Here is a 13,482-nt window from a genome sequence, read left to right as displayed (position 1 = left end):
CCGCCGGCCGAATCGGCGGCGCCGGCCCCGCTCAGCCGAGGACCTCGTAGCGGACGGTGAGCGCGCCCACGTCGACCGAGGCGATGCTGGCGAAGGCGGCCCGGGAGAGGTCCAGGCAGCGGCCGTCGATGAACGGGCCACGGTCGTTGATCCGTACCGTCACCGACTTGCCGTTGGCCGGGTTGGTCACCCGGACCTTGGTGTTGAACGGCAGTGTCTTGTGCGCGGCGGTCAGCGCGTCGGGGTTGAACGACTCGCCGTTGGCGGTGAGCTGCCCGTCGGAGTAGAACGAGGCGCCGCACGAACCGCTCTCCAGCACCTTCGCCGCGGCAGTGGTCTTCTTGGCGGTCGGCTTCGGCTTCGGCGACGCGGTGCGCTCCTTGCCCCGGGAGGCGGCCTGCTGCGACCGGGTCGCCGACGGGCTGGGGGCCACGCTGGGCGAGGCGCTGGCGCTCGGAGTGACGGCCGGGGAGCTGGGGGTGAGGCTGCTCGCGGCGGTGGTCGGGGTGAGGTCGAGAGCCACCTGCCCGGACTGGTCGGAGCCGGAGACCAGTTGCACGGCACCGACGGTGCCGCCGACGGCGAGGGCGACGCCGACCGCCGCGGTGGCGACGATGCCCGCCGGGGAGGAGAAGATGCGGGTACGGGAGTGCTTGCCTGCCACCGGCCCGGTCCTTTCGTCGTCTGAACAAACCGGGTCGGACCGTAACGAGAGAAGCACTTCCGAAGTCAACGTGATCATGGTGGTATGATCGCATTTGCACAGGTACGTGTAGCCGATCATCCGACCCGGGGTGGGCCGGGTGGCCCGGGTGCCGCCACGCCCACCGCCAGTGCCGCAGGATGAGCGGATGCCCGCCGATCTGACCGAACGCCTGGCCGCCCTGTTCCAGTGGATCGACCCCGGCCCGGACACCAGTCACCTGGTCAGCGACATCTCCGGTTGGTGGCGGGACCCGGCGGTGCTGGCCGAGCTGGGGCCGGCCCTGGTGGCGCCGTACCGGGCCGCCCGGCCCACAGTGGTGCTCGCGCCGGCCGTCACCGGGCTGCTGCTCGGGCCGCTGGCCGCCACCGCCCTCGGCGTCGGCTTCGTGGCCGCCCACAAGCCCGGTGACGGGCGACTGCCGGCCGGGCCGCTCACCTGGGCGCAGAGCCCGCCGGACTACCGGGGGCGACAGGTCGACCTCGCCGTACGGGACCGACACCTCGGCCCCAACGACAGGGTGCTGGTGGTGGACGACTGGGTGCGCACCGGCGCGCAGCTACGCGCCCTCTACGACATCTGCGCCGCACGGGGTGCCGAGGTGCTGGGCACCTCCGTGGTGGCCGTGGACTGCCCGCCCGACGTCGCGGCCGACCTCCGGATCACCGGCCTGATCGACGCCGCGGATCTCCCCGCTTGACCTGAAGCGAGGTTTAGCACCGACGATCGGCGGATGAGTGACGGAGTTCTCGACGAGGCGTACCAGCGGCTGCACCGCACCGGCCCCGAATATCAGGGATGGCTGTCCAACCACGGGCCGATGGCCGTCGAGGCGTTGGTCCGTCACGGGCACCCCCACCGGGTGCACCGCTGGCTCGACGACTACCTCGGCCGCCTCGACGAGTTGCCCCGAGGGCTGCACCCGATCGACGACTGGCGGTCGGCGCTGGGCGATCCGAAGCGCGCCGGCGACTGGCTGGCCTACTTCGACCGGCAACTGCGCGAACACCCGTGGCGCGCGGTGCTCGGCACCTGGTGGCCCCGGCTGCTGCCGGGCATCGCCGCCGGCGCCACACACGGTGTGATCCGGGTCGGGCACGCCGTCCGCGCGCTCGACCCGGACGACGAGAACCGGCAGCGCCTCGCCGAGTTGGGCCAGGCCCTCGGCTACTGGGCGGCCCGCTGGCAGCCGATCCCCGGCACCGACCGACTGCTCACCGCCGAGACGGAGGGGCCGGGCAGCGACGACAGCGACGTGGCGGCCGCGCTGGACGGGCTGCCCCGGATCGACGACCAGACCGGCGGGGTCCGGGATCGGCTGGACCAGTTGCCGGGCGTACCCCGATGGGAGCCGGCACTCGCGACGCTGCGCCCCGTGCGGACCCCGGCCGGGGCGGAGCGCGGGCTCACCACGCTGGTGCACCGGGCCGGCCTGGACTACCTGCGCTTCGGGCACGCCGCGCCGGTCATGCTGGTGCACGCGGTCACCGCGCCGACCGCCGTGCTGCGTACCCTGCCGGCACTGGACCGGGGTCTGTGGGCGCCGAGCTTCGCCGCGGCCTGGGCCGCGACGGCGGCCATGACCTCCGTGTACGCCCCAGCCGACGGCATCGCGCCACCGACAGTGACCCCCGCGACGCCGGCAGAGGTCTTCGCCCGCGCGGCCCGGCACGGCGACGAGCACGTGGTCAAGCTCGCCGACGCGATCCTCGACGCGTACGCGACAAGTGCCGACGAGCGGCTCCTCACCGCACCCGGCTATGCCGGCCAGCTGATCTGAGCGCGGCAACGGGTATTGCGGCGGCGATCCGGTCGGTGCTGGCCTAGCCTCGGCAGGATGTGGCCTCGGATCGGTGAACTGCGCGCCCTCGCCCTCGGCACCCCCGGCGAGTTGCGGGCAACCCTCAACACACTGGTGCTGGCCGGTGTGAAGACCGCGACGGCCGGCCGGCTCGCCGAGTACGCGGAGGAAGGCGAGGAGTTGGAGCACGTCGGCGAACGCCTGGCCCTGGTCGACGACGACAACGCACTGGCCGGCGTCGTGGAGATCACCGGTGTCGAGGTGGTCCGCTTCGCCGACGTGCCCTGGGACTTCGCCCATGCCGAGGGCGAGGGCGACCGCTCGATCGAGGAGTGGCGGGCCGGGCACTCGACCTACTGGGCGCGGCTCGGCACACCTGTCGACGGCGACACCCCGGTCGTCTGCCTGCGCTTCCGCCTGGTGTCCGGCGGCGAGGGCGGGGTGGCCAGCGGCGACCTCGGCACCTGACCCGGTCGGGTCGGTGCGTCGGCCTCAGCCGCGTAGTTGTGGCAGCAACCGCGTCGCCACGTCCACCAGGATGGCCTCGTCACCGGCGTACCAGCTGCTGGCGCGTGGCCAGTGCGTCACCACGTCGGTAAAGCCCAGCTCGGCGGCCCGGCCGACCTGATCGGCGAAGAACTGTGCGCTGCTCAGCGAGAAGACCGGTGCCGCGTCCAGCGAGAGGTAGCGGTCCAGGCTGGCCGGATCGCGGCCGGCCTCGTCAAGGGTTCGGTCCATCCGCGCGGACAGCGCCGACACACTCGCCCACCAACCCGCCAGGTCGTTGTCGTCACCGGTGCCGGTGGTCACCCACCCCTGCCCGAAACGGGCCACCAACCGCATCGACCGCGGCCCGTTGGCGGCCACCACGAACGGCACCCGGGGCTGCTGCACGCAGCCGGGGTTGTTGCGGGCATCCACAGCGGCGAACCAGTCGCCACGCCAGGTGGTGCCGTCCTCCCGCAGGATCAGGTCCAACAACTCGGTGAACTCGGCGAACCTGTCGACCCGCTGACGCGGCGGCAACGTCTCCCCGCCCAGCACCGCCGAGTCGAAGCCGATGCCGCCCGCGCCCAGGCCGAGCAGCAGCCGGCCGACGGAGACGTCGTCCACAGTGGTGATCTGCCGGGCGAACGCGGCCGGGTGCCGGAAGTTCGGCGACGCCACGAGGGTGCCCAGCCGAATCCGCGAGGTCACCGTGGCGGCGGCGGTGAGCGTGGCCATCGAGTCGAACCACGGGCCGTCGACCAGGTCACGCCAGCCCAGGTGGTCGTACGTCCAGGCGTGGTCGAAGCCCCACTCGTCGACCTGTCGCCAGCGACGCTGCGACTCCGCCCACCGCTGGTCCGGCAGGATCACGATGCCAATCCGCATGATCGCCAGCCTAGCTGGGACAACGGCGGGGCCGGGTTCTCGCTATCGTTCTGCTGTGGACCTCACGGCGGCCTGCCGGAGGGCGACCTGCGGCTTGCCCGCCGGCCACCCTCCGATCCGAGCGACTACGGTTTACGGCACCTGCAGGCAGGGCACGCCACCATTTGAACGCTGGTGATAAATCGACGAACGGGTATACGGGCCATACACGCCGTCGGCGGGAATGGATTCCGCAGCCTGAACGGCTCGTAGTGCCTTTTCGGTAGTTGGGCCAAAGTTGCTATCGCCGGTGAGCGGATAGATGCCCTTACTACGGAGAACCCATTCGTAGCAGACGTTCATTGTGACCTGCAGCTGAAAGACGGCAGAGTTCACATTGCCCCGGCGCAGCGAGCAATTGACGCTGCTTCCGTACGCAGGCACGTCGGCCCCGTTGTAGGAAATCCACTTGTTGCAGGTCGTTGCCATGGTTCCTACTTCACCCACCGGAGCAGCCATTACAGGCGTCGTGGTGGCTGCGGCAGCGATGGTCGCCAGCGTAAAAATTGTCAGGATGCGACGCAGCAACATATTTCCTCCTGTGCCGCAGCATTTGGCTAGCCCCGTGCCACGCCTAAACGCTGTCGGCTTGGACCGACGATACTGCACCTAACCAGATAGATCAATGTTGTTGCCTTAGGAAAAGGTCCACCCGGCCCGTCCATAAATCGCCGCCCTTCTGGACCGAAGGGTCGATCGCCGAAAGGGCGGGCTAAATCCCTCAAATGCGCATGATCGCTATTCCTGGCCGGGCCGGGCACCCGCGCCCAGTCAGGGCCGGCGTCCGGAACACCTTCGCCACCCGACCTTCGCCGACCGGAAGTCCTAGATCTCCCGCTGCGACCAGCCCGTACCCTCCGGGGATGCCCGCCGAAGCACCTGCCGCCCGCGTCTCCCCGGATCGCCGGACGCGTCGGATCCGCATGATCCGCACTGTGGCGTTGCTGGTCGGGGTGGTCGTTCCGTCCCTCGTTCTTCGCGAGCTGATCGAGGCCCGGTTCGGCCGCGGGCCGCTCGCCGACCTCAGCACTGTCGCAGTGCCGATGGCGGCGACCGCGTGGCTGGCGCCGTACGCCTCCTACCGGCGACGCGACGCCCTGCTCTGGCTGGTCGGCCCGGGCATCTACGTCTTCACGGTGATCGCCTGGCGGGTGGCCCTCACGCCCTACCGGGACTGGAGCCCTCGCCCCGAGGAGAAGCGCCGGATGCACTGGTCGCGCGACCCGGAACACGCCGGGAGGTGGCTCCTGACCGAGCCGACCGGTGACACAGGTCACACTTCCTCCCGGTAGGGGCATCGCGATCGGCTCCGACCTTTCGGTGAGCGGCACCCAGGCGGGGTGTCGCCCGAGGAGAGGACCAGGCGCGATGACGAAGGTGACCGCACAGCTGTCGGTGTCGGTGGACGGCTTCTACGCCGGCCCCCAGTTCGATGGGAACGGCAACTGGATGGACTCGGCGGAGAGCGCCAAGTTCTTCCGGGTCACCCGCTGGGCGACCGAAGCCGCTGCCTGGCGCGAACGGCAGGGCTTCGCCGGCGGAGAGCAGGACACCAACTCCGAGGTGATCGCCGAGTCGTTCGGTGCGGCCGGCGCATACGTGATGGGGCGCCGGATGGCCGACGGGGGTGAGATCCCCTGGGGTGAGGAGCCGCCGTTTCGCGCACCGGTCTTCGTCGTCACCCACCGCCCCCGCCAGCGGCTGCTGAAGGGAGGGGGCACCAGCTTCACCTACGTCACCGATGGCGTGGCCAGCGCCGTCGAGCAGGCACGCGCCGTGGCCGGTGGCAAGGATGTCGCGGTGGCCGGAGGCGGCAGCCTCGTGCGGCAGGTGCTCAAGGCCGGCCTGCTCGACGAGTTGGAACTGCACGTCGTACCCGTCGTACTCGGCACCGGCCTGCGGCTCTTCGACGCGGACCTCGACCTGGGCGACCGGGAGGGGGTCGAGCTGACGCCGACCCGCGTCCTCGCCACCCCGCAGGTGACCCACATCCGGTACGCGGTGCGCGGCCGCGCCCCGCTCGTGCTCGACGACCGGGGCAGCGGTGGCGGCCCGACGGTCACCACGAACTGAACCCCGGCCCATCGAAGGAAGGAGGAGCCACCATGGCGCAACTGTTGCGGGTGCAGTGCTTCAACGTCTCGCGCGACGGGTTCGGGACCGGCGAGGGGCAGAGCCTGGAACGGCCCTTCGGTCACGCGGACCCCACCCCGCTGTTCTCCTGGCGTGCCGCGACCGCCAGCTTCGTGTATCGCACCGAGCCGGGCGGCACCCGTGGCCTGGACGACTACCTGACCCGCGACGCCGAGTGCAACATCGGCGCGGAGATCATGGGTCGCAACAAGTTCGGCCCCCAGCGTGGCCCCTGGCAGGACCACGAGTGGCAGGGATGGTGGGGGGACAACCCGCCGTTCCACACGCCGGTCTTCGTACTCACCCACCACGTGCGCCCGTCGTTCAGTCTGTCCGACACCACGTTCCACTTCCGCGATGTCAGCCCGGCCGAGGCACTGGCGGAGGCCAAGCAGGCAGCCGACGGTCGGGACGTACGCCTCGGTGGTGGGGTCGCCACCATCCGCGAGTTCATCGAGGCTGACTTGGTCGACACGATGCATATCGCCGTGGCGCCCGTCGACTTCGAACGGGGTGAGCGGTTGTGGGACAGCCCCGACGAGTTGCTCGACCGCTTCCACCTCGAGTCGGTGTCCAGCCCCAGCGGTGTCACCCATCTCCTGTTCTGGAGACGATGACAGCACTCTCTCCATTAGGGTCGTCTACAGCCGGGCCAGCACCAGCAACCGGTTGCCGTCGGGGTCGGTGACCCGCGCGGACCGTTCACCCCAGGGCTGGTCGACCGGCTCCTCGGTGACTGTCGCCCCACCCGTGCGCAGCGCGCCCACTGCTGCGTCGCAGTCGTCGGCGTAGACGCACAACTCCCAGCGGTGCGAGTCGGCCGGCTCGCCAGCCTCCGGGTTGGCGGCCAGGCCGAGCTCGCTGCTGCCCAGCCGGAGAGCGACGAACTCCGGTGCGCCCTCGTCCGGGAACCGGTAGGTCAGCTCGAAGCCGACCACGTCCCGGTAGAACGCGATCAGTCGTGGCAGGTCAGGTGTCGTCACGATCGGAAACGCTTCGGTGAACACGGACCACCTCCAAGCCGGACCCTAGCCGGTGCCGGGGTCCGGCAGGAACTACCGCTGTCGATCCCCGCGCATGTCATCACTTCCCGGAACTCTTGCGCAGAATGATTTGTGATGCAAACCTATTGGTAGTGCAGCATTCGCGCAGCAGCCTGGAGGTCACCGTGTCCGACCGATCGAGCACCGCGCCGAACAGCGGCGACACACCGGCAGAGCTGCTGGCCTCGGTGACCGCCCTCCAGCGACGCACTCGCGCCGTCCGCAACGCCTACTGGTTGCCGCTGCTGCTGTTCGGTCTCCTGATGGCGGCGGCCGCACCCCTGTACGTCGAGTCGGTCGACCCGCTCGCCATGCGCGGCGGGCAGGACAACCCCGCACTGACCGGCCTCGGTGGGGACTTCCTCGAACGCTCCGCGACCCTCGGCTGGTACTGGCTGGCGGCGCTCATCGGCGGCTACCTGCTCAGCCTCTGGTGGTATCGGTGGCATGGTGTGCGGGTGGGCGTCCAGACACCGGCTCGGCCGTACGTCATCGCCGGCATCGTGGGCACCATCGTCGGTCTCGTGCTGCCGATCGTGCTGCGGTACCTGTTGCTCAACACGGCGACGGCGGTTTCGAGCGCGACCAGTTGGGTGACCACACCGCTGCTGGGCATCTCCGATCGCGGCATGTTCCCGCACCTGGTCATCGCTGTGGGTTTGCTGGTCCTGGCTCGACTGGAACGCAGCCGTGGCCTGACGGTCGTGGCCGCGGTCTACGCCGCAGCGGTCGTCCTCGTGAACATCTACTTCCAGACCGCGAACTTCGAGCCGGGGGACCTGAACCGCTACAGCCTCCTGCTGGCGGCTCTCCTGCCCGCGCCGATCCTGCTCGTCGGCGGCGGCATCGCCCTCCTCAACACGATCAAGAGGTCGGCGTGAGCAGCAACGACGAGGCCGTCGGCGCCGGAAACCGCGGGCACCCGACGAACGGGCTCAGCGACACCGTCCACCAACGCAACCGGCTCGGCATCCTCACCATCGCCGCCGAGGCCGAGCGGGTGGAGGTCGCCTACCTGCGCGACGCACTCGAACTCACCGCAGGCAACCTCTCCCGACACCTCGCCGTGCTGGAGGAGGCCGACCTCATCCAGATCGAACGGGGCTACCACGGCCGCAGGCCCAAGACCTGGATCAGGATCACCGAGCAGGGGCAGGCCGCGCTGGCCGCCGAGATCAATGCCCTACGGGAGCTGCTCCGCCGCCACCAGGAGTTCCGGGCCGCCACCTGACGGCCGGGGGTCCGGCGCGGCGTCGTCCGACCGAACCGGCGGGCCGCAGTCGGTAACGCCGCCACTGCCGAATGGGGGCCTGACGTGGTGAAACCCGGTGTCAGTGGCCGTGTCAGGGCCATGACAGGGGGGTGACAGCCCAGCCGCCGATGGTAGTCGCATGACGAGTTCAGCGATTGCAGTCTCCGGGCTGCGGAAGGCCTACAAGGACAAGGTCGTGCTCGATGGCATCGATCTGGATGTCCCTGCGGGCACGATCTTCTCCCTGCTCGGTCCGAACGGGGCGGGTAAGACGACGACGGTGAACGTGCTGACCACGTTGGTGAAGGCCGACGGTGGGACCGTACGCATCGCGGGGCACGACGCCGCCACCGAGGCCAGAGCGGTGCGCGCGGCGATCGGTGTCACCGGTCAGTTCGCGGCGGTGGACGAGCTGCTTACCGGCCGAGAGAACCTGCAGCTGATGGTGGATCTCAGCCAGGTGCCCGGCAAGGACGGCACGCGGGTCGTCACGGAACTGCTGGAGCGGTTCGATCTGGTGGAGTCGGCACAGAAGTCGGTGTCGACCTACTCCGGTGGTATGCGCCGCAAGCTGGATCTGGCGATGACGCTCGTCGGCGGCCCGCGGATCATCTTCCTCGACGAGCCGACGACGGGCCTCGATCCCCGCAGCCGCCGCACGATGTGGTCGATCATCCGTGACCTGGTGGCCGACGGCGTGACGATCTTCCTCACCACTCAGTACCTGGAGGAGGCCGATCAGCTCGCCGACCGGATCGCCGTACTCGACCAGGGACGTCTGGTCGCCCAGGGCACGCCCGACGAGCTCAAGCGCCAGATCCCCGGCACTCACGTCCGGCTCCGGTTCACCACCGTCGCCGAACTCGACGCGGCCGCCCGGGTCCTCACCGGCGCCACTCGCGACGACGAGGCACTGGCGCTGCGGGTTCCCAGCGATGGCGGAACGGCCTCGCTGCGGGCCCTGCTGGACCGGCTCGACGAGTACGCGATCAGCGCTGAAGGGTTCTCCGTGCAGACGCCGGACCTCGACGACGTCTTCCTCGCCCTGACGGGCAGCCGCACCCAGGAGGTTTCCGCGAAATGAGCACCAAGTCCCACTCGATCGTCATGCTGCGTCGCAACTTCAAGCACATCGCCCGCAACCCGACCTCGGTGTTCAACGCGGTCCTGATGCCCATCGTGATCATGTTGATGTTCGTGTACATGTTCGGTGACGCCTTCAACGTCGGTGTGGACTACATCGACTACGCGACTCCCGGACTGATGCTGTTGGCGGTCTGTTACGGGCTGGGGGCCACCGCGACCGCTGTGAACTCCGACATGACGAAGGGCATCATCAACCGGTTCAAAGTCATGCACGTCTCCCGCGGCGCGGTGCTGACCGGTCACGTCGTCGCCAGCGTGCTGACCAACCTGGTCGCCATAGCGGCCCTTGTCGGAGTGGCCTTCCTGCTCGGATTCAGCCCGTCGGCGAGCCTCGTCGGCTGGCTCGGCGCGATCGGCATCATCGTCCTGCTCGGCTTCGCCGCCGGCTGGCTCACTGTCGCCCTGGGGCTCTCGGCGAAGTCTCCGGAAACGGCGGGTCTGGCCTCCGTACCGCTGGTGATGCTGCCGTTCTTCAGCAGCGCGATCGTGCCGGCGGACAAGATGGGGCCTGGGCTGCGGGAGTTCGCGGAATACCAGCCCTTCACGCCGATCATCGAAACTCTGCGTGGATTCCTCAACGGAACGCCGTCCAGCGATGACGTGATCCCCGCCCTCGCCTGGTGCGTCGGCATCGCTCTCGTCGGCTACCTGTGGGCACGTTCCACGTTCACGAAGCGAGCGTGACAGCGACCAACCGATTCCAGTCCGTCCGACTGCCTTCTCGCGCCGCCTCTGCGAAGCCCACTTCGCCGAGGCGGCGCCGTACTTCCTGCTCGATCCGGGCCACATCCGGCTGGGAATGATCCTGCCGTCCGCGCACACCGCTGCTCGCGGCGAGCAGCCGGGCGGCGTGCTCGTACTGGTCACGGCGCAGCGCCAGGTCCGCGACGCCGACGAGTACCCGCGCGATCGAGGGTGCGTGCCCTGTCTCGGCTGCCGCCTCGCAGGCCAAGGAGTGGTGTCTGCGTGCCTCACCGAGATCGTCTGCGACATAGCCGAGCAGGTCGTGTGTCACCACGCGGATGTGCGCCTGCTTCGCCTCGTCGCGCAACAGGGTCGTCGCGACACCGACCTGCCGGGCCACCTCCTCGGCATCGCCACTCCAGCGAGCGAGTTCCGCCTGCGACAGAGCCAGCACGGCCAACGCACCCGGCCACGTGACCCGCGCCGCGCATCGCCGCGCCTCTGCCATGGCAGCAGCGCTGGACTTCTCATCGCCAAGCAACCAGTACAACTGAGCCTGCCGGGACCGCATCCGGATGATGTCCTCGACGGTGCCGACCTCGGTGACGACCGCTGTCGCCTCCTCGTAGAGCTCGCACGCACCGACGAACTCACCGCGTACGGCAATCAGCTCCGCCAGCTCGGTCAGGGCGAATGAGATCCCGAACCGTTCGCCGAGTGCCCGAAACTCGGCGAGCGCCGCCACAAGATAGGCGTCCACCTCCCGACCGTCCTGGCCGAAAATGATCCGCATCTTGCCGAGTTGCAACCGCGCCAGTGCACGTACCCAGGGATCCTCGTGGTTCAACAGTGGTTCCCATGCGGGCAGGATCGCGTCCGGGGCTCGCAACATGCGTTCCAGCGGGACGACGAGCGCCGTCCCCGGGTGGCTGCCGTTACTGCGCCGGCTGAACTCGTACGCCTTGTGGATCCACTCCGCCGCCTGGTGCTCGTCACCAGGCCCCGAGTTGATGAAGAGCACGACGAGCGCGTAAACGATGGCCCGGATCTCGTCGCTGACCTCACCAGACGTTCCGGTGGCCGCCGTGATCAACTCCATGCCTTCGGTCCGGTGTCCACCGAGCCACCAGTACCAGCCGGCACCCGCGGCCAGCCGCATGGCCGCGTGCGCCTCGCCGGCGGCGAGGGCACCGCGCATCGCGGAACCGATGTTGTCGTGCTCGACTTCGAGAGTGGCGAGCCATTTCACCTGGTCCGCGCGGCGAAGCTGCGGCTCTGCGGTCTCAGTGAGTTCGGTGAAGTACGCCAGGTGCGCGTGCCGCGCCAGGTCCGTTTCCCCGGCCTCGGCGAGGCGGTGCGCGGCGTACTCCTTGATCGTGCCGAGCATCCGGTAGCGCGGGGCTTCGCCGCCCTCGGCGACCAACAGCGACTTCTCGGCCAGCGCGGTGACCAGCTCGAGCACGTCCTCCTGCTCGACCTCGTCGCCGGCGCAGACCCGTTCGGCCGCTTCCAGGCTCACCCCACCCGAGAACACCGACAGCCGGCGCAGGACCGTCCGTTCGGCGTCGGTCAGCAGCTCCCAACTCCAGTCGACCACCGCGCGCAGCGTCCGGTGCCGGGGCAACGCGGTACGGCTGCCGCCGGTCAGCAGGCGGAACCGATCGTCGAGGCGCCTGGCGAGCTGGTCGATGGACATCGTGCGCAACCTGGCGGCGGCCAGTTCGATCGCCAGCGGCATCCCGTCCAGCGCCCGGCAGATCCGCGCCATCGTCGACAACGTGGAGGCGTCGACCGCCAGATCCCTCCGCACCGCGCCCGCTCGGTCCCGCAGCAGCCGGACAGCGGGAGAGGCTTCGATCTCGCCGGGGTCGGCGTCGACGTCCGGCAGGGCCAGTGGCGCGACCGGCCAGAGCGCCTCACCGGTGATGCCGAGCGGTTCCCTGCTCGTCGCGAGGATCCGCAGTCGCCGACACTCCCCGAGCAGCCGGTCAGCGAGCACCGCCGCCGACTCGATCACGTGCTCGCAGTTGTCCAGGATCAGCAACGCCTCCCGCTCGCGGATAGCGGCGACGAGCCGGTCGACCAACTCCATGCTCGGTGGCTCGCCGAGCAGAGCGTCCCGCAGCCCGAGCCCCGTGAGCGTCGCCTGCACCACGTCACCGTCCGCGCCGATGGCGGCGAACTCGACCAGCCAGGCACCGTCCGGCAGGTCGTCGAGCATTCTGCGCGCGGTTTCCGTGGCCAGCCGGGTCTTTCCGGAGCCACCCGGCCCGATCAGGGTCGTGAGCCGATGTTCGGCGACGAGCGTGCCGACCTCGGCAACGGCCTCGTCAATGCCGATGAAGCTGCTCAACTCGGCACGAAGGTTGGTCTTCCGGCCCTCCTCGCGCCGTCGCACCTCGCCCCGCAGGAGCGCGACGTGCATCGCCGAGAGTTCCGGCGAGGGGTCGACGCCCAGCGCGTCGGCCAGGGCCGCACTCGTGCGCTGGTACACCAGCAGCGCCTCGTTGTCGCGGCCGCTCGCGGCGAGGGCCCGCATCAACGCGAGAGCCAGCCGCTCCCGTACGGGGTGCTCGGCCACCAGGTCGGTCAGCTCCGCGACAAGTTCCGGGCCGTGGCCGAGGCTGACCTCCACGTCGAAGCGATCCTCCAGGGCGGTCAGACGCAGCCTGTCGAATCGGGTGACCGCCGCGTCGAGCGCCGTGCTGTCGACCAGACCGACGTCCTGCATAGCCGCACCGCGCCACAGGTCGAGGGCCTCACGCAACCGCAGTACCCGCTGCGGGCCCTCGTCATCGCGAGCCAGGCCGACGAGGCGTTCGAACCGTACGGCGTCGACGACGTCGGGTTCGACAATCAGCCGGTAGCCGTCCGTCTGCCCCTCGATCGACCCCTCCGGCAGCACCTTGCGCAGCCGGGAAACCAGGCGGTGCAGGGCGTTCGCCGCGTCGGTGGGCGGATGTTCGCCCCAGATCCAGTCGACGAGGGGCCCCTTCGCGACCACGTGACCCGGGTTGAGCGCGAGAGCGGTCAGCAGCCCGCGCAGCCGCGCGCCCGGCACGTCGATGACGGTGCCGACGCCCGTGCGAACCTCGAATGGACCAAGCATCCCGACCTGCACCTGGCAGATCCTGCCATGAACATGAAAAGCATCCGGTTCTCCTGGAACCTCCACGAAATGAGATGCGCATCGGCTGGCGCACCTGTTGGATCTCGACATGGCGCATGAGCTTGTTCGTCCTCAAAAGGCACGCCCGGGGGACCGCCTCGCGGTCCTGTCGCCGTCGTTCGCCGCGGCCGGCGCCTA

Annotated in this window: 15 protein-coding genes; 10 read left to right on the top strand and 5 right to left on the bottom strand. The window is 69.7% G+C overall.

Going from position 1 to position 13,482, the window contains the following annotated elements; all coding sequences use genetic code 11:
- Positions 1–31 precede the first annotated feature (31 nt).
- Positions 32–664 carry a septal ring lytic transglycosylase RlpA family protein gene (locus NIE79_RS33960; RefSeq protein ID WP_238677575.1) on the bottom strand — a complete coding sequence of 211 codons (633 nt, stop codon included), beginning with the start codon at positions 662–664 and terminating at the stop codon, positions 32–34.
- Between the two features lie 187 nt (positions 665–851).
- Between NIE79_RS33960 and NIE79_RS05910 the strand changes: the two genes are divergently transcribed.
- The 3 genes from NIE79_RS05910 to NIE79_RS05900 are packed head-to-tail and all read left to right on the top strand — an operon-like array spanning position 852 to position 2,972.
- On the top strand, positions 852–1,403 hold the full coding sequence (locus tag NIE79_RS05910) for a phosphoribosyltransferase family protein (RefSeq protein ID WP_238677574.1): 552 nt from the start codon (positions 852–854) through the stop codon (positions 1,401–1,403).
- A gap of 33 nt (positions 1,404–1,436) precedes the next feature.
- The gene (locus NIE79_RS05905; protein ID WP_238677573.1) at positions 1,437–2,483 is read left to right on the top strand and encodes a questin oxidase family protein; all 1,047 of its coding nucleotides are present in this window, start codon (positions 1,437–1,439) and stop codon (positions 2,481–2,483) included.
- A gap of 57 nt (positions 2,484–2,540) precedes the next feature.
- Positions 2,541–2,972 (top strand): ASCH domain-containing protein, encoded by a 432-nt coding sequence (locus tag NIE79_RS05900; protein WP_238677572.1) that lies wholly within the window; start codon positions 2,541–2,543, stop codon positions 2,970–2,972.
- Positions 2,973–2,996: 24 nt separating this feature from the next.
- On the opposite strand, the gene NIE79_RS05895 is transcribed toward NIE79_RS05900, so the two are convergent.
- Positions 2,997–3,878: an LLM class flavin-dependent oxidoreductase gene (locus NIE79_RS05895; protein ID WP_238677571.1), complete on the bottom strand. Its 882-nt coding sequence runs from the start codon at positions 3,876–3,878 to the stop codon at positions 2,997–2,999.
- Positions 3,879–4,010: 132 nt separating this feature from the next.
- On the bottom strand, positions 4,011–4,448 hold the full coding sequence (locus NIE79_RS05890; protein WP_238677570.1) for a peptidoglycan-binding domain-containing protein: 438 nt from the start codon (positions 4,446–4,448) through the stop codon (positions 4,011–4,013).
- A gap of 332 nt (positions 4,449–4,780) precedes the next feature.
- Between NIE79_RS05890 and NIE79_RS05885 the strand changes: the two genes are divergently transcribed.
- From NIE79_RS05885 to NIE79_RS05875, 3 genes are all read left to right on the top strand, one after another.
- The gene (locus tag NIE79_RS05885; protein ID WP_238677569.1) at positions 4,781–5,209 is read left to right on the top strand and encodes a hypothetical protein; all 429 of its coding nucleotides are present in this window, start codon (positions 4,781–4,783) and stop codon (positions 5,207–5,209) included.
- Between the two features lie 76 nt (positions 5,210–5,285).
- The gene (locus NIE79_RS05880; protein WP_238677568.1) at positions 5,286–5,990 is read left to right on the top strand and encodes a dihydrofolate reductase family protein; all 705 of its coding nucleotides are present in this window, start codon (positions 5,286–5,288) and stop codon (positions 5,988–5,990) included.
- Positions 5,991–6,022: 32 nt separating this feature from the next.
- Positions 6,023–6,667 carry a dihydrofolate reductase family protein gene (locus tag NIE79_RS05875; RefSeq protein ID WP_238677567.1) on the top strand — a complete coding sequence of 215 codons (645 nt, stop codon included), beginning with the start codon at positions 6,023–6,025 and terminating at the stop codon, positions 6,665–6,667.
- Between the two features lie 24 nt (positions 6,668–6,691).
- Here the strand turns inward: NIE79_RS05875 and NIE79_RS05870 are convergent, their stop codons facing one another.
- Positions 6,692–7,033, bottom strand: coding sequence for a VOC family protein (locus NIE79_RS05870; RefSeq protein ID WP_238677566.1), 342 nt, complete (start codon positions 7,031–7,033; stop codon positions 6,692–6,694).
- 152 nt (positions 7,034–7,185) lie between these two features.
- On the opposite strand from NIE79_RS05870, the gene NIE79_RS05865 reads away from it, so the two are divergent.
- From NIE79_RS05865 to NIE79_RS05850, 4 genes are all read left to right on the top strand, one after another.
- Positions 7,186–7,974: a hypothetical protein gene (locus NIE79_RS05865; RefSeq protein WP_238677565.1), complete on the top strand. Its 789-nt coding sequence runs from the start codon at positions 7,186–7,188 to the stop codon at positions 7,972–7,974.
- Entirely contained in the window at positions 7,971–8,324 is a 354-nt protein-coding gene (locus NIE79_RS05860) for a transcriptional regulator (RefSeq protein ID WP_238677564.1), read from the top strand. The genes NIE79_RS05865 and NIE79_RS05860 overlap by 4 nt, the downstream gene beginning before the upstream one ends.
- Before the next feature lie 160 nt (positions 8,325–8,484).
- Positions 8,485–9,429: an ATP-binding cassette domain-containing protein gene (locus tag NIE79_RS05855; RefSeq protein WP_238677563.1), complete on the top strand. Its 945-nt coding sequence runs from the start codon at positions 8,485–8,487 to the stop codon at positions 9,427–9,429.
- Entirely contained in the window at positions 9,426–10,175 is a 750-nt protein-coding gene (locus NIE79_RS05850; RefSeq protein WP_238677562.1) for an ABC transporter permease, read from the top strand. The genes NIE79_RS05855 and NIE79_RS05850 overlap by 4 nt, the downstream gene beginning before the upstream one ends.
- On the opposite strand, the gene NIE79_RS05845 is transcribed toward NIE79_RS05850, so the two are convergent.
- Positions 10,159–13,296: an ATP-binding protein gene (locus tag NIE79_RS05845; RefSeq protein WP_238677561.1), complete on the bottom strand. Its 3,138-nt coding sequence runs from the start codon at positions 13,294–13,296 to the stop codon at positions 10,159–10,161. The genes NIE79_RS05850 and NIE79_RS05845 overlap by 17 nt on opposite strands.
- Between the last annotated feature and the right edge of the window lie 186 nt (positions 13,297–13,482).

The organism is Micromonospora trifolii, assembly GCF_022229005.1.
Taxonomy (GTDB): Bacteria; Actinomycetota; Actinomycetes; order Mycobacteriales; family Micromonosporaceae; genus Micromonospora; species Micromonospora trifolii.
The sequence above is the reverse complement of the archived record's forward strand: the minus strand, read 5'-3'. Positions and strand labels throughout refer to the sequence as shown.

Bases quoted from the DNA above. Each gene is read 5' to 3' on its own strand.
- NIE79_RS05905 (WP_238677573.1), top strand. From the start codon at position 1,437: ATGAGTGACGGAGTTCTCGACGAGGCGTACCAGCGGCTGCACCGCACC.
- NIE79_RS05885 (WP_238677569.1), top strand. From the start codon at position 4,781: ATGCCCGCCGAAGCACCTGCCGCCCGCGTCTCCCCGGATCGCCGGACG.
- NIE79_RS05855 (WP_238677563.1), top strand. From the start codon at position 8,485: ATGACGAGTTCAGCGATTGCAGTCTCCGGGCTGCGGAAGGCCTACAAG.
- NIE79_RS05890 (WP_238677570.1), bottom strand. From the start codon at position 4,448: ATGTTGCTGCGTCGCATCCTGACAATTTTTACGCTGGCGACCATCGCT.
- NIE79_RS05880 (WP_238677568.1), top strand. From the start codon at position 5,286: ATGACGAAGGTGACCGCACAGCTGTCGGTGTCGGTGGACGGCTTCTAC.
- NIE79_RS05900 (WP_238677572.1), top strand. From the start codon at position 2,541: ATGTGGCCTCGGATCGGTGAACTGCGCGCCCTCGCCCTCGGCACCCCC.
- NIE79_RS05850 (WP_238677562.1), top strand. From the start codon at position 9,426: ATGAGCACCAAGTCCCACTCGATCGTCATGCTGCGTCGCAACTTCAAG.
- NIE79_RS05910 (WP_238677574.1), top strand. From the start codon at position 852: ATGCCCGCCGATCTGACCGAACGCCTGGCCGCCCTGTTCCAGTGGATC.
- NIE79_RS05895 (WP_238677571.1), bottom strand. From the start codon at position 3,878: ATGCGGATTGGCATCGTGATCCTGCCGGACCAGCGGTGGGCGGAGTCG.
- NIE79_RS05875 (WP_238677567.1), top strand. From the start codon at position 6,023: ATGGCGCAACTGTTGCGGGTGCAGTGCTTCAACGTCTCGCGCGACGGG.